Consider the following 17,079-nt stretch of genomic DNA (forward strand, 5'->3'; position numbering starts at 1 on the left):
CGTGTCTCAGTTCCAATGTGGCCGATCACCCTCTCAGGTCGGCTACGCATCGTTGCCTTGGTGAGCCGTTACCTCACCAACTAGCTAATGCGCCGCGGGTCCATCTCAAAGTGGAATCTCCGAAGAAAATCCTTTGATATTCTGATCATGCGATCAAAACATATTATGCGGTATTAATCTCCCTTTCGGGAGGCTATTCCCCTCTTTGAGGCAGGTTACCCACGTGTTACTCACCCGTCCGCCGCTAATTGATCCCGAAGGATCGCATCGCTCGACTTGCATGTGTTAGGCACGCCGCCAGCGTTCGTCCTGAGCCAGGATCAAACTCTCAATTTAAAAGTTTACACTTTTTATTTGAAATGAATAATCTGAGACAACTATTAAGTTGTTACTCAAGCTCATTACATACTTTTTAGTCTTACAACTAAAATTTTACTTCTTTATCTAAAGTAATTAACTGGTCTAACGAAATATTATTTCGTTATTTTACCTATTTCTCTGTTTAATTTTCAAAGACCAATTTGAATTTATTAGTTCGCCATAAAATGACTACTTTTTTATTCTAACAGTAAACATTGTACATGTCAACGTTTTTATTGACTCTTATATAATTCTTTAGATAAATAATACCATTTAGAGACAAAGTTTCCATAGTTCTATTGTTAATTTATTGATTCACTTTTAAACAGATATTAACATATAACAATCTTACCATGTCTCAAGCCACAGGGGTGTGATGGAGACTTTTAATAGCTAAATATAAAATAGAAATATAGCTAATAGATATTTAAACTATCTATTAGCTATGTATCATACTATATTTAAAATATGATTTATTTTTGTAGCATTAATTCTTTGTAAATCTATAATTTTAATAGCGCTACTATTTTTTCTTTATCAAATCCAACCATTTCTTGCCCATTTATATCTATTACAGGCACTCCTCTATATCCTTTTTTTATAAGTGCTTTTTTTGCTTCTGGATCTTCTGAAATATTATGCTCTATGAATTCAACATTATTTTCTTTGAAAAACTCTTTAGCCATATGACAATATCCACAAGTGTTACTTGTATAAATCTCAACTTTATTCATAAATAATCTCTCCTTTATTTTTAGTCCTAAAATTTAAATCGTATGCAATTAAACTATATTTCAATCTTAGCATTTTTCTTTGCATAAGTCAATAATGATTGTCTGTTAATGTATCTTATTAATGTAATATATTAATGTTTCCATTAATATATTAATTATTTTATATTTACATATATTTTTTTAAACATTATGATAATATTAATACTATATCTTAGGGTAAAACAATTGTTAATTATTTTATACCCTAAAACAGTTTCTCTAAAATAAGAGATTATAACTCTTATTTTAGAGAACTACTAGGAGGTTCTAAACAATGAAATTATTAGAAATCATAGATAAAGCAAAAACAGAACATATACTAACCAAACAAGAAATTATATCTCTTTTGAATAGCAGTGATATAGACCAGCAATTATTTAGCGCGGCTGATGAAGTAAGAAACAAATATTTAGGTAACGAGGTTCATCTTAGAGGTCTTATTGAATTCACGAATATATGTAAAAGAAATTGTCTTTATTGCGGACTAAGGAAAGATAATAAAAATTTAGTTAAATATAGATTAACTGAGGAACAAATTTTAGACTTTGCCACTAAAGCCAAGTCCTTTGGCTATAAAACTATAGTCCTCCAGGGTGGCGAGGATGACTATTACACTAGTGATAAAATTGTGAGAATAATAAAAGGAATAAAAGCTTTAGATTTAGCTCTCACCTTAAGTATAGGCGAAAAAACTTACAATGAATATAAAACCTTTAAGAACGCCGGTGCTGATAGATATCTTTTAAGAATAGAAACAACAGACAAAAAACTATATGAAGATTTAGATCCGGGCATGAGTCACGAAAACAGACTAAATTGTTTGAAAGATTTAAAAGAATTAGGCTATGAAGTTGGTACCGGTGTTATGGTGGGCCTTCCAAACCAAACTATAGAATCTTATGCGGATGATATATTATTTTTCAAAGAAATTGATGCTGACATGTTAGGTATAGGTCCTTTTATTCCAAATGAAGATACCCCTCTTGCAAGTGCAAAGGGTAAAGAGTTAACTCTGGCCCTTAAAGTTATGGCTATAACCCGTTTACTCTTACCTGACATCAACATACCTGCAACAACGGCCATGGAGTCCTTAAATAAAAACGGAAGGCTCATGGCCCTACAAAGTGGGGCCAATGTAGTTATGCCTAATGTTACAGAAGGCGAATATAGGAAACAGTATGCACTATATCCAGGTAAAATATGTACTGGTGATACACCCGCTCATTGTCGTGGATGTATTACAGGTAAAATTACTGGTATTGGACGAAAAGTTTCAACTAATTATGGGTTTAGAGGAGATCGACCTATTAAACCAAATGAAAATGAATAATTTTATAATTGAAAAAAGAGCCCTAGGGCTCTTTTTTTAGTGGAAAGTTATATATTAACGAATAAAGTTCATCATTATTTTATCTTCTATTTCCGGTGCTTTAATATTTTCTTTGCCATTTTCAACTAATTTCATAAGCCATGCCATATTCTTTCCAAGCACTCTCATAATTTGAATACCCTCTTCATCTTGCAATGCTTCTCCTGGTGTTGTTCCATTAATAACATTCCAATAATTTGAAGTTGGCATTAACATTTCTGAATAATTAATAAAATGATTCAGCTGGTCGAATGTCGGAATACCACCTGCACGCCTTACAGCAACAACAGATGCACCAACCTTATGTCGTAGCAATGAACCGTTATTACCCGCAACATAAACAGCTCTATCTAAAAATGATTTCATTGTTCCTCCTATTGCTGAGTAATGAACAGGAGACCCTAAAATTATTCCATCTGCAGTTTTCATTTTTTGGATCCATTCATTAACTTCATCACCTGGAAGAACACATTTCTCATTTTTATTTTTCGCACATTGATTGCAGGCAATACAACCTCTAATTGACTTATTACCCACATGAATGATTTCCGTTTCGATTCCTTCTTTTTCAAGTTCATTTAAAACCAATTTTATTGCTTGATATGTATTTCCTTCTTTATTCGGACTTCCGTTAAATGCCACAACTTTCATAATTTTTACCTGCCTTCTAATTATATTTAAATAAACCACTTCTATGGACAAACTGACAAATATTGATTTATATCACTTTATACAAGTTAATCTCTGACTGACCATCTTTAAGTTCGCCAAATTTTGGAACAATGCTAGTGAAATGTTCTGAACTATTGTGAAGCTTAATGGCTTCTCCATTTTCCCATACTTCTATGAATGTTAGTATATTACAATTACTAGAATCTTCATATAAGTTGTAAGCTATACATCCACGTTCTTTTCTACTTTCATTTATAAGTTTTTCCGCTAAAACCTTAAATTCATCTGTTTTACCTTGTTTTATTAAATTTTTTGCAACTATAGTTATCATTTAAATTCACTCCTCATATTTTCTAAATTAAGCAACTTTCTATTTTAAAGTATACGCCTTTAAAAAATATAGAACAAGTACGCACCTTTTTGTAGGATACCTTACCAAAAGGTATGAATTGTTGTATATCCAGTGATTTCAGCCTGCTTTTTAAAAACTAAATTGATACTATAAGTTCAATAGTATATAATAATAGTTATTTACGATGTTTTTATTTAATAAATTTTTAATAGGTAGGTGTACAATTGATTACATATAATGGTAAAAAATACGTTTGTAATATTGATCTGGGAATGGAATTAATTCGCGGTAAATGGAAAGCTGTAATCTTATGCCATCTAAATGATGGTCCAAAGAGATTTTTGGAACTCCAAAGAATAACTTGTGGTGTTAGCCAAAAGGTTCTTAATGAGAAATTACATGAATTAGAACGGGATGGTTTAATATTAAAGATAGTTTATCCTGAAGTTCCACCAAAAGTAGAATTTCTACTAACAGAAATTGGCAAAGAACTTTTTCCAGCATTAGAAATGATACAAAATTGGTCAATTAAGAATTTTCCTAATACAAAAGAATTATTATAGTTAAATTTTATAAAAAAAGATATCCTCCCTATTACTAGGAAAGGCTATCTTTTATTATAAATCTAACTGTTACAAACAAGCTAATACGTTATATACTCCATCTTCATTATTGCTTTCTGCAATAAAGTTAGCATGCTTTTTCACATCTTCTGGAGCATTGCCCATTGCATAACTATAATGCGCCGCTTTAAACATGGTCAAATCATTATAATAATCTCCAAAGACCATGGTATTCTTTCGATTTATTTCAAATTTTTCTTGAAGTATATTTATAGCATTACCCTTGCTTATTCCTTTATTCATTATGTCTATCCACTTGTGTCCGGATACAACAAATTCTAGCTTATCACTTAAATTTTTCTTTAGATAATCCACTATAGATGAATTTATGCCCTCATCCATATAATACGTAATCTTATATATGGGATTTTTTATTTCACTAAAAGATTTTACCACTATTACAGGCACTTGAGAAAATGTGAATTGCTTTAACATATTATCTGATGGATTCATTGCATATGCATCATTTTCTGCTGCTAAAAATATTTCTTCTCCCATCATTGGGTTTAAATTTATTACGGACTCCATTTCTTTTTTATCAATATAATTTGAATATAGTGTCTTCCCCTTATTATTATACTTAACAAGTGCTCCATTATGAGCAATAAATATCATTTTTGTATTTACTTTTTCAAAATTTTTGCTAAGTTGAGAGTAAAACCTGCCACTGGCTGCTGCAAATTTTATATCCTTTTCATTAAGAGCATGTATTAAATCAAATACCTTTTCGTTTATATTTCCACTATCATTTAGTAATGTACCATCCATATCTGTTGCAATTAGTTTTATCATAGATCTTTTCTCCTTACTTAAATCTTATTAAAAGTATAGTGTCATTATATCATAATGATACTATTATTGTTTGTGAAAATAAGATTATAGTCTAAATTTATGAACGTCATCTTTATTTTTTCTGCAATGCTAAATGGAAAAGAACCGCTCATCTTAAGCAGTTCTTTTCCATTTAAAAATAGTACTATATCATTATTTTGCATACATTGTTTGTAAATTCTACTGGGTCGTTAATTGGTAACCCTTCGATAAGCAATGCTTGATTGTATAATATATTTGTATATAAATTAAATTTATCTTTATCATTTTCGAAAGACTCTTTAAGTGCTTTAAACATATCGTGATTTATATTTATTTCTAATACCTTATCTGCTTTCACATTCTCATTGTTAGGCATAGCACTTAATATTTTCTCCATTTCTATAGTAAGCTCACCTTCATTTGATAAACATACTGGATAGTTTTTAAGTCTCTTCGATGCCCTAACGTCTTTGACTTTACCTGACAAAAGTTTTTTCATACTTTCAAATAATTCTTTACTTTCTTTGTCATCAGCCTTAACATCGTCTTCTTTTTCTTCTACTTCTATACCTAAGTCACCACTTGATACAGATTTAAACTCTTTTTCTTTATATTTCATTATCATTTTGATAGCAAATTCATCTACATCATCGGTAAAGTATAGAATTTCAAATCCCTTATCTGATACCATTTCAATTTGTGGTAATTTTTCTATTCTTTCATTAGATTCTCCTGCAGCATAATAAATATACTTTTGATCTTCTGGCATTCTAGAAACATATTCATCTAAAGTAACCATTTTCTTTTCTTTTGAAGAATAAAACATTAATAGATCTTGTAAAACTTCTTTATTACTTCCAAAATCACTATAAATACCGTACTTTAATTGTCTTCCGAAAGATTTATAGAATTCATCATACTTTTCTCTTTCATTTTTAAGTAAATTCTCTAACTCACTCTTTATTTTATTTTTAATGTTTTTAGCTATAAGTTTAAGCTGTCTATCATGTTGCAGAACTTCTCTTGATATATTTAGTGACAAGTCCTCTGAATCTACTATTCCTTTTACAAAACTAAAATAGTCAGGTAATAAATCTGCACACTTATTCATAATTAATACACCACTTGAATATAGCTCTAAGCCTTTTTCATATTCCTTTGTATAAAAATCATAAGGTGTTTTTTCTGGAATATACAAAATTGCATTGTAACTTATAGCGCCATCAACACTTATATGGATATGCTTAGCTGGTTTATCAAAGCCATAGTGTTTTTCAGCATAGAAGTTGTCATAATCTTCATCTGTAAGTTCGCTTTTATTTTTTCTCCATATAGGAACCATGCTGTTTACAGTCTTTTCAACTGTAAAGTCCTCATGTTCTGTTTCACTACCTTCTTTAAGTCTTGATTCACTTACTTCCATTTTAATTGGATATCTAATAAAATCAGAATATTTCTTTATAATAGATTTTATTCCATTTTCCTCAAGATATTGATCAAAGTTTTCTTCTTCTGTATTTTCTTTTATTTTAAGTATAATTTCTGTACCAACAGAATCTTTTTCGCAAGGTTCTATTGTATAACCCTCTGCGCCATCAGATTCCCACTTATATGCTTTTTCGCTACCTAAAACTTTACTTATAACAGTAATATTATCAGCTACCATAAACGCAGAATAGAATCCAACTCCGAATTGACCAATTATATCATAGCCATCTTTTATTTCATTTTCTTTTTTAAATGCTAAAGACCCACTTTGAGCTATAACACCGAGGTTATCACTAAGCTCTTCTTCTGACATTCCAATACCTGTATCAGAAATTTTTAATATTCTGTTTTCCTTATCATTAACTATAGTAATATAGTAATTCTCCTTATCAAATGTTAAGGCCTCATCTGTTAATGTCTTATAATAGATTTTATCAATAGCATCACTAGCATTAGAGACAAGTTCTCTTAAAAAAATATCCCTATGTGTATATATTGAATTAACCATCATATCTAAAATTCTTTTAGACTCCGTTTTAAACTGTTTCTTTTCCAATTAAAATTTCCCCTTTCGTACAATTCCTATTGTTTTTATTTGTTAGCACTCTATGTGGCTGAGTGCTAAATATACTATTAAAATACACCTTTTTTTATATTTTGTCAACATGTCATTTAACATTTGTTTCTCTTTTTTACCTTTTCTATTGCATAATATTAATATATCTTCATTTATATAGATTAAATGGAACTATTTATAAACTAATACGTAATATAGTTGAAATGTAAAAAGAGGTGCTTGATATGAATGATGATATTGATATTGTAAGGTCTATTCTTATGGGAAATACTGAATTATTTGAAATTATAATTAATCGATATGAGATTGGTATACAAAGGTATATTTATAACATAGTTAGAAACTATGAAACATCAGAAGATCTATCTCAGGAGGTATTTATCTCAGCCTATAACAAACTGTACACTTTTAATAATGAATATAAATTTTCTACTTGGGTTTTTCAAATTGCTAAAAATAAAACTATTGATTATATAAGAAAGAATAAGAAGAAGGTTGAGCTTGAGTACTGTGAAGGAATTGTTTCATGTATAACTCAATCCCCTGAAAGCTCTTTAGAATTTAAGGAGACAAAAGGTAATATATTAAGATTTATTAAATGTTTAAATAAAATTGATTTGCAGATATTACTTTTGAGATATACAAAAAATAAAATTACCTTCCATGATATAGCTTTTATTTTAAATATGCCAGAATCCTCTGTTAAAAAAAGATATTACAAAATATATGATAAATACCAACTGTTTATAAGCTAGAAATTACATTTAAAAACTTTAAAATGTAGGGGTGAATAAAAAATGAAATGTATAAAATTTGTATCTTTAATACCTAAGTATTTTGATGATGATCTAGTAATCAATGTAAAGGTAGATATGGATAATCATATAGCTAATTGTAACAGTTGCCGTAAAAAATTAGAGGACAGAAAAAAATTAGAGGATACCTTTAAATATGTGCTATCTAATGAAGAAGTTAATCTTAAAAGTAGAAAAGATGAAATACTTAACAAGATTAATAAATCAAGATATACCGGTAAAATAGCAAATAAAACATTCTACCGTTTATATTTCAAAAGGGGCACATTTATTGGAGTGGCCGCAGCCTTGATTCTAATATTTATTACATTTAAATATGGTGAAAATATTTATAATACAGCAATACAATCTACTACTACTACTACTACTACTACTACTACTACTACTACTATGACAGAAAAAGATGCGGTAATAGAGCCTTCCTCAGAAAAATTGGTTCCAACAGTTAATTCTGTAATCTCTTCAACTGTAAAAATTAATTTCAATGATATATCCAAAGAACTCTTAAATCCAACAAGAGACGTAATAAGTGCTTCTGTTAATACAACATCTAGAAAAAAGCTAGTTGAAATGCTAAATAAAATGAAACAATTACCACAAGGGGTAGGTCCCTGGAGAACAATTTACTGTAATAATGGTAAGATGATGGTTTATAATTATGGTCATATGATAGCTTATAACTATACTGAAAAAGAGAAAGGAATTTATTCTATTCTAGATTTTAGTAATTTAAAGGTAGGCAGCTACCAAGGAAGTGAGGTAATAACTTTTAGCATTAGTCCTGATGGAAACTATGTGTTATTTGGCACCTTTGTGTCCGAAATAGATTTAAAGTCTGATAAGAGTTTATATATCTATGATGTAAATAATGGTACCGTTAAAGAGATTGTTACTAATTTTAAGATGCAAGAAAAAGCAATATGGTACAATAAGCTTAATGATTCATCCTCTAAATGGATAGTTTCTGCCAAAGATGATAAAAATGTAGTGATTTGGGATGTAGATAAGTCAAAAACTTTAGGATTACTTCCAATAGATGTAAAAGAAATTTCAGATACAAGTAAATTCTTAAATTCGGAAGATTTAAATTTTAAAGATGACAAAGGAAATATAACTAAACTAGTTACTAAAAATTATACAGAAACTTTTTGGTTTAAGGACAATAATACTTTGATTGCTGTGCAATCTATAGAAAATATTGATAATTTAAAATTAATGGATTTTCAAATAGTAGAAATAAATATTAATACTAAGACCGGGAAAGTAACTTTTAGGCCATAAAAAATAGGCATTCCTCATTTGGAATGCCTATTTTTGTTAATGTATACCTACTATATCTTCTCTCTTTTGTTTTTTATTACATATCTTTTTCCGTCTTGTTTCAAGTTCAGTAACAATATCTTCTACTTTTACACCTTGTGCTACCATAAGAACTAAAATGTGATATGCTAAATCTGATATTTCTGACACTATTTCTTTGTGGTCATTATTCTTACTACCAATTATAACTTCCGCACTTTCTTCCCCTACTTTTTTTAGAATTTTGTCCAAACCTTCTTCAAAAAGGTAACTTGTATAAGATCCTTCTATAGGACTCTCTTTTCTTGTTTGAATTATTTTATAAAGTTCCTGTATTACGTTATTTTCACTCATTTTATTACTTCCCTTCTATATTTATTTAATTTTTGTTAGTCTAAAATTTTTATTTATATGAAATTGGATTGGTTTCTTTCTTTACTTCCTCGTTCCAAACTTCCCTGTAAAAACAACTTTCATTCCCCGTATGACAAGCTACTCCATTTTGTTTTACCTTTAAAAGAATTGTATCGCCATCACAATCAATCTTTATGCTTTTTACATATTGGAAATGCCCTGAGGTTTCTCCTTTGTTCCAGAACTTATTTCTGGATCTACTCCAAAACCAAGTTGTTCCGGTTTCCATAGTCTTATTAAGGGATTCTTCGTTCATGTATGCCAGCATTAAAACTTTCCCACTACTATAATGCTGCACAATTGCAGGTAATAATCCATTATTAAATTGAATCTCCACTTTGTCTTCCACAAAAGTCACCACATTTCTTTATTTTTAATTATATTCTAATTTCTATACCACTATTTTTAAGATACTGTTTTACTTCTTTAATAGATAGTTCTTTGTAATGAAACAGGGAAGCTGCAAGAGCAGCATCGGCTCCACTTTTTTCAAAAACCTCATAAAAATCTTCTATTTTACCACATCCACCTGATGCTATAACAGGAATATTTACAGTGCTTGTAATTGCATTTATAAACTCTATATCATATCCCTCTTTTGTTCCATCTGCATCCATACTTGTTAATAGTATTTCTCCAGCACCTAGTTCTTCTACCTTTTTTGCCCATTTCACTGCATCAAGGCCCGTATTTATTCTTCCACCATTTATAACTACATGCCAACCTAAGCCGTCCTCATTCTTTTTCCCATCTATAGCAACCACTACGCATTGACTTCCAAATTTTGCTGCTGCCTCCGCAATAAGCTGAGGATTCCTAATTGCTGCAGAGTTTATAGATATTTTATCTGCTCCAGCTCTAAGTGTTTCTTTGAAATCTTCTATACTCTTAATTCCCCCACCTACTGTGAGAGGGATAAATATCTTTTCAGCAGTTCGCTTTATAACATCTAACATATTTTTTCGTCCCTCATGAGTGGCTGTTATATCTAGGAATACAATTTCATCTGCACCTTCACTATTATAAAACTCTGCAATTTCTACAGGGTCTCCTACATCTGTTAAATTAATAAAATTGATTCCCTTCATTACCCTTCCCATAGTTACATCTAAGCAAGGTATGATTCTCTTAGTCAGCATATGGCATCCCCCTTCCCTCAGAGATTGCTTCTGCTAGAGATATATTTCCACTATAAAGAGCTTTTCCTATTATTGCTCCATACATATTCATCTGCACTAGTTTTTTAATATCTTCAATGTCTTTCATACCACCTGAGGCAATAATATTACATGACACCGCGTCATTTATCTTTCCTGTTGCCTGGAAATTTGGCCCAGTCAATGTGCCATCCCTACTTATATCTGTAAAGATAATAGTTTTTACCCCTACATCCTCCATTTGTTTTGCAAAATCAATATATTCTATTTTACTGCTTTTTTTCCAACCTTCAACTGATACGAATCCATCCCTTGCATCAATACCAATTGCAATTTTATCTCCAAATTTTTTTACCGCTTCTTTTACTAAGGATGGATTGTTCAAAGCTGCAGTCCCCAATATTACTCTATTTAAACCCTTTTCAAGTAACATTTCAATAGTATCCAAACTTCTTATCCCACCACCTAACTGTATAGGGATCTTTACATGCTTTAAAACACTATTAATACTATTTATGTTTTTAATGGTTCCATTTAAAGCACCATCCAAATCTACCATATGCAGATACTCTGCCCCTTCAGCCACGAAGTTTAGGACTGTTTGCACTGGGTCTTCGCCCACTACCTGGGATGAAGAAAATTCGCCTTGATAAAGTCTAACACATTTTCCATTCTTTAAGTCTATAGCCGGAAAAATCTTCATTACATCATCCTCCCAAAGTTTTCAAGTAATTTCATTCCAGCCTCTCCACTTTTCTCTGGATGAAATTGCAATCCAAAGATATTTCCCTTACTTACAATTGCAGGTATCTTTTTTTCATAAATACCAAAGGCATTTACTATGTTCTCCTCACCAACCTCTGCATAATAAGAATGAACGAAATATACATAACTATGCTCTACTACACCTTCTAGAATTGATGTATTAGTTTCAAAATATAAATCATTCCAACCCATATGAGGAATTTTTATAGAACCCTCTAATTTTCTAATATTTCCTTTTAAAAGTCCTAACCCCTGGCATTTTTCAATTTCATCGCTTTCCTCAAAGAAAAGTTGCATACCAAGACAAATGCCAAGTATCGGTTTGCCTTTTATTGCTGCCGTTTTTATTACTACATCTAGTCCTCTATCCTTCAAATTCTTCATTGCGTCCGGGAAAGCACCTACCCCTGGAACAATGATGCTTCTACTTTTTGCTATTTCATCTTTATCTGAAGATATTATGGAAGGAATATTAAGTTTATTAAGCGCATTTTGAACACTTTTTAAATTTCCCACACCGTAATCCACTATGGCTATCATTACATTCCTCCTCTTATAAGCACCCTTTTGTAGATAATACACCTTTTATTCTTTCGTCATAGGTTAAGGCTTCACTCAGTGCCTTTCCAAAAGCTTTAAATAGTGCTTCCACCATATGATGATTATTTTTACCATAAAGTATTCTTGCATGGAGTGTAATTCCAGCATTTGCTGCAATAGCCCTAAAAAACTCTTCCACCATCTCAGTATCAAAGCTACCAAGTCGGTCTACTGTAAAGTTTCCTTCAAATACAAGGTAAGCTCTTCCACTTAAATCTAGAGACACTGTGGCCAATGTTTCATCCATAGGTACAAAACTAGTTCCATATCTTTTTATCCCCTCTTTGCCCTTCAGTGCCTCTTTAATAGCACTACCAAGTACTATGCCTACATCCTCAATTGTATGATGAGAATCTACAAACAAATCTCCTACTACATTTACATACAAATCCAAAAGTCCATGTTTTGCAAAAAGACATAACATATGATCAAAAAAACCTATTCCCGTGTCCCCTTCATACTTCCCAGATCCATCTAAATTTATACTTATCTCAATCTTTGTTTCTTTACTTTCTCTAACAATTTTGGATTGTCTCAAAATCACAGGTATCACTCCTTTTTTATAATAGCAAATGTGGTTAAGCTTATATAAAAGCATTATTTTCATGGGAAATATTGGTTGTTAAATAATCATTTTCTTCTCTGCTTCCTACGGTTATCCTTAAGCAATTTTGTAGTGCCGTAGACGTAAAACTCCTTACCTTTATACCAGTTTCTAAAAGTCTTTCTTTCGTCTTTTGTGCATTTTCGAACTTAATTAATATAAAATTTGCTTCTGATTTATAAAGCTTTATCCCATGAATATCACTTAGTTTTTTCCACAAGTATTTTCTTTCTGTAAGTATCCGCTCTATATGTTTTTGTATAATATCCGGATTTTTAAAAATAACACAAGCTATGCTCTGAGTAATTGCATTAACATTAAAAGGTGGTTTAACTTTTTTAAGTTCTGCCATTAGAACAAGATTAGTAATCAAAAATCCTAATCTTATTGCAGCAAGTCCAATCTTAGAACAAGTTCTAAGTACAATTAAATTTTCGTATGATTCAACTTTGTCAACTATTGATTGTCCATAAAACTCAATATAAGCTTCATCAATGACTACAATACAGCTACAACCTTCTATTATTTTAATAATATCAGCTCTTTGAATAATACCACCTGTGGGATTATTAGGATTGGATAAAAATACAATTTTAACTTTTTCTTTATTAGCCATTGAAATAAAACCATCTACATTAAATTTAAATTCACTGTCTAGAGGTAATTCAATTGGTATTCCTCCCGCAACTTTAGTATATAACTCATACATTGCGAAATCAGGACTTGTTAATATTACCTTATCACCAGTATCTAAAAAAGTATTAGTAATAATTTGTATACACTCATCTGAACCATTTCCAGCCATTACATTTTCACTTTTTACTTTTGCATATTTTGCATAAAGGGCACATACTTCTGATGCACCTGGATCTGGGTATCTATTAAAGATAGAATCCTCTATTGCCCAAGCTATTTTTGCCCTAACCTCACAAGAAAGATTACTGAAATTTTCATTAGCATCTAGCCTAACTTTATAGTCAGTTTTACCAAGTTCATATGCTGTAAAATCACTTAAATCGCTTCTAAAAAAATCCTGTATCATTATTCTAACCTCACTTTTATAGAATTTCCATGAGCGGTTAAGCCTTCAACCTCAGTAAGTACTATAACCTTATCTGCCGCTTCACTTAATGCTTCTTTGGTATAATATATATAACTTGATTTTTTTATAAAATCATCTACAGATAATGGAGAAAAAAATCTTGCAGTACCACTAGTTGGAAGTACATGATTAGGCCCTGCAATATAATCGCCTAATGGTTCTGGTGAATACTTACCTAAAAATATAGAGCCTGCATTTTTTATATCCTCTAAAAAATCAAATGGGTTATTAAGCATAACTTCTAAATGTTCTGGTGCAATTTCATTTGCCAGATCAATAGCCTCTTTTATATTTTGAGCAATTAATATAACACCATATTTTTCCAAAGATTCACTTATAATATCTTTACGACTCATAGCTTTTATTTGGATCTCTAGTTCATATTGAACCTTTTCTGCAAGTTCCTTTGAAGTAGTTATAAGCATTGCAGAGGCAAGTACATCATGCTCTGCTTGAGACATTAAATCAGCAGCAATAAACTTGCCATTAGCACTTTCATCTGCAATAATTAATATTTCACTGGGACCTGCAATCATATCTATATCTACAAAGCCAAATACACTTTTTTTCGCCATGGCCACGTAAATATTTCCTGGGCCTACTATTTTATCCACCTTAGAAATAGTCTCTGTTCCAAAAGCGAGTCCGGCTATTGCCTGTGCACCACCCACCTTATAAATCTTGTCTACTCCTGCTATATCTGCTGCTACTAAAATATGTGGATTTATACTTCCATCTTTTGTAGGTGGGGTTACCATAACTAAATTTTTAACACCTGCCACCTTTGCTGGGATTGCGTTCATAATAACTGTAGAAGGATAAGCTGCTGTACCACCAGGCACATATATTCCTACACTTTCAAGTCCTCTTACAGTTTGACCTAAAATAACTCCCTTGTCTTTTTTCATGGTCCAAGGATTTCTTACTTGTTTTTCATGAAATTCCACTACATTCTGCTTTGCCATTGTTATTGCGTCTAAAAAATCTTGGTTTACCATTTTATATGCATTTTTAATTTCATCTTCTGAAACTATAAGATTTTCCGAGGTGATAAATTTACTATCAAATTTTTGTGTGTATTCAATTATGGCGTCATCGCCTCTAGATCTTACATCTTCTAAAATTTTACTAACTACAATATTTGCATCCTTTTGGACGTCTTCAGCTCGTTCCTCTAAAAATCTTATGTATTCTTTTCCCTCTTTACTATTTGCCTCTGTGATTTTTATCATTATACCGTCACCTCATTCCTGTCTACATATTGTTGAACCTTGATTATCAAATTGCTGATTCGCTCCTTTTTCATCTTCATGCTGGCTCTGTTTACAATCATTCTTGCACTAATATCACAAATTTTTTCTATAATAATCAATCCATTTTCCTTTAAAGTGTCTCCTGTTTCAACCAAATCTACAATTGCATCAGCTAATTCGAGTATTGGAGCAAGTTCTACCGACCCGTCAAGCTTAATTATTTCAACATCTTCGTTATTTTTTTTGAAATACTCTTTTGCCACTGTAGGGTATTTGGTAGCTATCTTTTTACGGTTATATCCATCATAATTTCTAAAACTCGGTAATGATGCCACAGCAAACATGCATTTTCCAACCTTTAAGTCCACTACTTCATAAAAATCTTTATTCTGCTCCATCAGTGTATCCTTACCTACAATTCCAATGTCTGCTGCACCATGTTCTACATAGGTTAAAACATCTGTGGATTTTACCAGGACAAATTCTATATTGTTTTTCTCATCTTTAAGAATTAATTTTCTTCCTTTGTTTTTAAGCTCCTTGCAGTCTATTCCTATATCTTCAAACATATTAATAGCGTGTTTTTCAAGTCTTCCTTTTGTTAATGCTATTCGTATTACCTTCATTATTTTTCCTCCAAACTCTCAATAAACTCCTGAATGTCTACTTGATAAATTTCACCACTTTTAATATCTGTTATTTCAGCTTTTTCATCTTCAAGTATGCAAATCATCTTATCTGTGTTCTTTTGCTCTCCATATCTTATAGCTTTTTCTTTTTCTTCAAATAAGCTTAATTCACAAACAAAGCCTTTTACTCTAATTTTTTCTGCAATTTTTATTGAATCTCCTATCAGTGAATCCTCATATTGAATAAGAAATTTTGGCCTATCTTTTTCATTATTACCTTGTTTTTCAAGAACAGATAGGATATTATCCACATTGATTGCAAACCCAACTGCAGGTTTAGTTTCACCAAACTTTGAAATCAAATTGTCATATCTACCACCACTAATAATTGTAGTTCCTACCTTACTACTGTATCCTTTAAAAATAATGCCTGTGTAATAATCAATATGCTGTACCATTCCTAAATCAATAGAAATATAATCACCTAGTCCTATGCTTTCTATTTTTTTATATATTGTTTCTATAGTATCTATTGCGGATTGTGCTCTTTTATTTTGTGTTAACCTTCTTGCCTTGTCTAGTATTTCAATATTTCCAAATAATTCAGGTAGTTTTTTTAAGGCCTCTAATTTTTTTGTCCCAAGTATTTCTTTTCTCTTTTCTATGAACTGTCTGAGTGCTCCAAAATTTTTGTTTTCAACAAGCCCTCTTAATTTTTCCATCTCATCTTCCGAAAGGTCTATACCTTCAACAAGACCCTTGAAAAACTCTGCTTGTCCTATTTCAAGTTCGAATTTCTCTACACCTATAGATAGAAGTGCTTTTATTGCTGTTATTATTACTTCTGCATCTGCTTTTGCTCCTCCATTTCCTATTATTTCAATTCCAGATTGAGTGGTTTCACTTACCTTTCCATCCCAATTTTCATTCATTCTAAATATGTTTCCGCTGTAGCATACTCGTAGTGGGTATAATGAATCTTTAAGTTTTGTTGCTACGATTCTGGCTATTGGCATTGTCATGTCTGGTCTTAATACCAATATTCTTCCTGTATTATCAAAAATCTTATACATTCTCTCTTGTTCAATGGATAAATTATCCCCTTGAAAAACATCATAAAATTCTAATGTGGGAGATATCACTTCTAAAAAACCAGAATTTATATATAATTTCCTTAGGGTATTTATAATCTTAATTTTATTACTACAATCTTCAAAAAGTATATCTCTTGAACCTTCAGGTATATTTCTTTTCCAATTATTCAAAATTTCACTCCTTTGCTTTAACACTTCATTACGTTAACTCGCTAAACTAATAAAATAATACCATTTTTCATTGTACAAGTCAACACTTGTTAATTTTTTATATAATACAAAAAAAGTTCTGAGAATTTATACTCAGAACTTTTGATTAT

At 31.0% G+C, this 17,079-nt stretch carries 19 protein-coding genes and 1 rRNA gene; 4 read left to right on the top strand and 16 right to left on the bottom strand.

Annotation, left to right across the window (positions count from 1 at the left end):
* Nucleotides 1-336 (bottom strand): 16S ribosomal RNA (locus ACREVU_RS20440); the annotation flags it as partial.
* 527 nt (nt 337-863) lie between these two features.
* Entirely contained in the window at nt 864-1,094 is a 231-nt protein-coding gene (locus tag ACREVU_RS20445; protein ID WP_431553445.1) for a glutaredoxin family protein, read from the bottom strand.
* A 313-nt stretch (nt 1,095-1,407) separates the two neighbouring features.
* On the opposite strand from ACREVU_RS20445, the gene hydE reads away from it, so the two are divergent.
* Nucleotides 1,408-2,463, top strand: coding sequence for a [FeFe] hydrogenase H-cluster radical SAM maturase HydE (hydE, locus tag ACREVU_RS20450; RefSeq protein WP_431553446.1), 1,056 nt, complete (start codon nt 1,408-1,410; stop codon nt 2,461-2,463).
* A gap of 54 nt (nt 2,464-2,517) precedes the next feature.
* On the opposite strand, the gene ACREVU_RS20455 is transcribed toward hydE, so the two are convergent.
* On the bottom strand, nt 2,518-3,153 hold the full coding sequence (locus tag ACREVU_RS20455; RefSeq protein ID WP_431553447.1) for a flavodoxin family protein: 636 nt from the start codon (nt 3,151-3,153) through the stop codon (nt 2,518-2,520).
* 67 nt (nt 3,154-3,220) lie between these two features.
* Nucleotides 3,221-3,505, bottom strand: a complete 285-nt coding sequence (locus tag ACREVU_RS20460; protein WP_431553448.1) for a putative quinol monooxygenase — start codon at nt 3,503-3,505, stop codon at nt 3,221-3,223.
* A 245-nt stretch (nt 3,506-3,750) separates the two neighbouring features.
* Between ACREVU_RS20460 and ACREVU_RS20465 the strand changes: the two genes are divergently transcribed.
* Entirely contained in the window at nt 3,751-4,089 is a 339-nt protein-coding gene (locus ACREVU_RS20465; RefSeq protein WP_431553449.1) for a winged helix-turn-helix transcriptional regulator, read from the top strand.
* A 69-nt stretch (nt 4,090-4,158) separates the two neighbouring features.
* Here the strand turns inward: ACREVU_RS20465 and ACREVU_RS20470 are convergent, their stop codons facing one another.
* Nucleotides 4,159-4,941 (bottom strand): Cof-type HAD-IIB family hydrolase, encoded by a 783-nt coding sequence (locus ACREVU_RS20470; protein WP_431553450.1) that lies wholly within the window; start codon nt 4,939-4,941, stop codon nt 4,159-4,161.
* Between the two features lie 184 nt (nt 4,942-5,125).
* Nucleotides 5,126-7,006 carry a molecular chaperone HtpG gene (gene htpG, locus ACREVU_RS20475; protein WP_431553451.1) on the bottom strand — a complete coding sequence of 627 codons (1,881 nt, stop codon included), beginning with the start codon at nt 7,004-7,006 and terminating at the stop codon, nt 5,126-5,128.
* 245 nt (nt 7,007-7,251) lie between these two features.
* On the opposite strand from htpG, the gene ACREVU_RS20480 reads away from it, so the two are divergent.
* Both ACREVU_RS20480 and ACREVU_RS20485 read left to right on the top strand, forming a co-directional pair.
* Nucleotides 7,252-7,782: an RNA polymerase sigma factor gene (locus ACREVU_RS20480; protein WP_431553452.1), complete on the top strand. Its 531-nt coding sequence runs from the start codon at nt 7,252-7,254 to the stop codon at nt 7,780-7,782.
* A gap of 42 nt (nt 7,783-7,824) precedes the next feature.
* A complete protein-coding gene (locus ACREVU_RS20485; RefSeq protein ID WP_431553453.1) occupies nt 7,825-9,123 on the top strand; it encodes an anti-sigma factor in 1,299 nt (432 codons plus the stop codon).
* Nucleotides 9,124-9,159: 36 nt separating this feature from the next.
* Here ACREVU_RS20485 and hisE read toward each other — a convergent pair whose 3' ends face one another.
* The 10 genes from hisE to ACREVU_RS20535 are packed head-to-tail and all read right to left on the bottom strand — an operon-like array spanning nt 9,160 to nt 16,930.
* On the bottom strand, nt 9,160-9,495 hold the full coding sequence (hisE, locus tag ACREVU_RS20490) for a phosphoribosyl-ATP diphosphatase (RefSeq protein WP_431553454.1): 336 nt from the start codon (nt 9,493-9,495) through the stop codon (nt 9,160-9,162).
* A 49-nt stretch (nt 9,496-9,544) separates the two neighbouring features.
* On the bottom strand, nt 9,545-9,904 hold the full coding sequence (gene hisI / locus ACREVU_RS20495; protein WP_431553455.1) for a phosphoribosyl-AMP cyclohydrolase: 360 nt from the start codon (nt 9,902-9,904) through the stop codon (nt 9,545-9,547).
* A gap of 28 nt (nt 9,905-9,932) precedes the next feature.
* On the bottom strand, nt 9,933-10,694 hold the full coding sequence (gene hisF / locus ACREVU_RS20500) for an imidazole glycerol phosphate synthase subunit HisF (RefSeq protein WP_431553456.1): 762 nt from the start codon (nt 10,692-10,694) through the stop codon (nt 9,933-9,935).
* Nucleotides 10,684-11,415, bottom strand: a complete 732-nt coding sequence (gene hisA / locus ACREVU_RS20505) for a 1-(5-phosphoribosyl)-5-[(5-phosphoribosylamino)methylideneamino]imidazole-4-carboxamide isomerase (protein ID WP_431553457.1) — start codon at nt 11,413-11,415, stop codon at nt 10,684-10,686. Before hisA ends, hisF begins: the two co-directional genes overlap by 11 nt.
* The gene (hisH, locus tag ACREVU_RS20510) at nt 11,415-12,017 is read right to left on the bottom strand and encodes an imidazole glycerol phosphate synthase subunit HisH (protein WP_431553458.1); all 603 of its coding nucleotides are present in this window, start codon (nt 12,015-12,017) and stop codon (nt 11,415-11,417) included. The genes hisA and hisH overlap by 1 nt, the downstream gene beginning before the upstream one ends.
* A 13-nt stretch (nt 12,018-12,030) precedes the next feature.
* On the bottom strand, nt 12,031-12,615 hold the full coding sequence (hisB, locus tag ACREVU_RS20515) for an imidazoleglycerol-phosphate dehydratase HisB (protein WP_503417264.1): 585 nt from the start codon (nt 12,613-12,615) through the stop codon (nt 12,031-12,033).
* Between the two features lie 46 nt (nt 12,616-12,661).
* Nucleotides 12,662-13,723, bottom strand: coding sequence for a histidinol-phosphate transaminase (gene hisC, locus ACREVU_RS20520; protein ID WP_431553460.1), 1,062 nt, complete (start codon nt 13,721-13,723; stop codon nt 12,662-12,664).
* Nucleotides 13,723-15,015: a histidinol dehydrogenase gene (gene hisD, locus ACREVU_RS20525; protein WP_431553461.1), complete on the bottom strand. Its 1,293-nt coding sequence runs from the start codon at nt 15,013-15,015 to the stop codon at nt 13,723-13,725. The genes hisC and hisD overlap by 1 nt, the downstream gene beginning before the upstream one ends.
* The gene (gene hisG, locus ACREVU_RS20530) at nt 15,015-15,662 is read right to left on the bottom strand and encodes an ATP phosphoribosyltransferase (protein ID WP_431553462.1); all 648 of its coding nucleotides are present in this window, start codon (nt 15,660-15,662) and stop codon (nt 15,015-15,017) included. The genes hisD and hisG overlap by 1 nt, the downstream gene beginning before the upstream one ends.
* Nucleotides 15,662-16,930 carry an ATP phosphoribosyltransferase regulatory subunit gene (locus ACREVU_RS20535; RefSeq protein ID WP_431553463.1) on the bottom strand — a complete coding sequence of 423 codons (1,269 nt, stop codon included), beginning with the start codon at nt 16,928-16,930 and terminating at the stop codon, nt 15,662-15,664. Before ACREVU_RS20535 ends, hisG begins: the two co-directional genes overlap by 1 nt.
* Nucleotides 16,931-17,079 lie beyond the last annotated feature (149 nt).

This window comes from Clostridium sp. (genome assembly GCF_050717535.1).
Lineage (GTDB): Bacteria > Bacillota > Clostridia > Clostridiales > Clostridiaceae > Clostridium_AD.

What these genes read in the sequence shown, in the direction of transcription:
- ACREVU_RS20445 (WP_431553445.1), bottom strand. Translation starts at nt 1,094, where the DNA reads ATGAATAAAGTTGAGATTTATACAAGTAACACTTGTGGATATTGTCAT.
- hydE (WP_431553446.1), top strand. Translation starts at nt 1,408, where the DNA reads ATGAAATTATTAGAAATCATAGATAAAGCAAAAACAGAACATATACTA.
- ACREVU_RS20455 (WP_431553447.1), bottom strand. Translation starts at nt 3,153, where the DNA reads ATGAAAGTTGTGGCATTTAACGGAAGTCCGAATAAAGAAGGAAATACA.
- ACREVU_RS20460 (WP_431553448.1), bottom strand. Translation starts at nt 3,505, where the DNA reads ATGATAACTATAGTTGCAAAAAATTTAATAAAACAAGGTAAAACAGAT.
- ACREVU_RS20470 (WP_431553450.1), bottom strand. Translation starts at nt 4,941, where the DNA reads ATGATAAAACTAATTGCAACAGATATGGATGGTACATTACTAAATGAT.
- ACREVU_RS20480 (WP_431553452.1), top strand. Translation starts at nt 7,252, where the DNA reads ATGAATGATGATATTGATATTGTAAGGTCTATTCTTATGGGAAATACT.
- ACREVU_RS20485 (WP_431553453.1), top strand. Translation starts at nt 7,825, where the DNA reads ATGAAATGTATAAAATTTGTATCTTTAATACCTAAGTATTTTGATGAT.
- hisE (WP_431553454.1), bottom strand. Translation starts at nt 9,495, where the DNA reads ATGAGTGAAAATAACGTAATACAGGAACTTTATAAAATAATTCAAACA.
- hisF (WP_431553456.1), bottom strand. Translation starts at nt 10,694, where the DNA reads ATGCTGACTAAGAGAATCATACCTTGCTTAGATGTAACTATGGGAAGG.
- hisA (WP_431553457.1), bottom strand. Translation starts at nt 11,415, where the DNA reads ATGAAGATTTTTCCGGCTATAGACTTAAAGAATGGAAAATGTGTTAGA.
- hisH (WP_431553458.1), bottom strand. Translation starts at nt 12,017, where the DNA reads ATGATAGCCATAGTGGATTACGGTGTGGGAAATTTAAAAAGTGTTCAA.
- hisC (WP_431553460.1), bottom strand. Translation starts at nt 13,723, where the DNA reads ATGATACAGGATTTTTTTAGAAGCGATTTAAGTGATTTTACAGCATAT.
- hisD (WP_431553461.1), bottom strand. Translation starts at nt 15,015, where the DNA reads ATGATAAAAATCACAGAGGCAAATAGTAAAGAGGGAAAAGAATACATA.
- hisG (WP_431553462.1), bottom strand. Translation starts at nt 15,662, where the DNA reads ATGAAGGTAATACGAATAGCATTAACAAAAGGAAGACTTGAAAAACAC.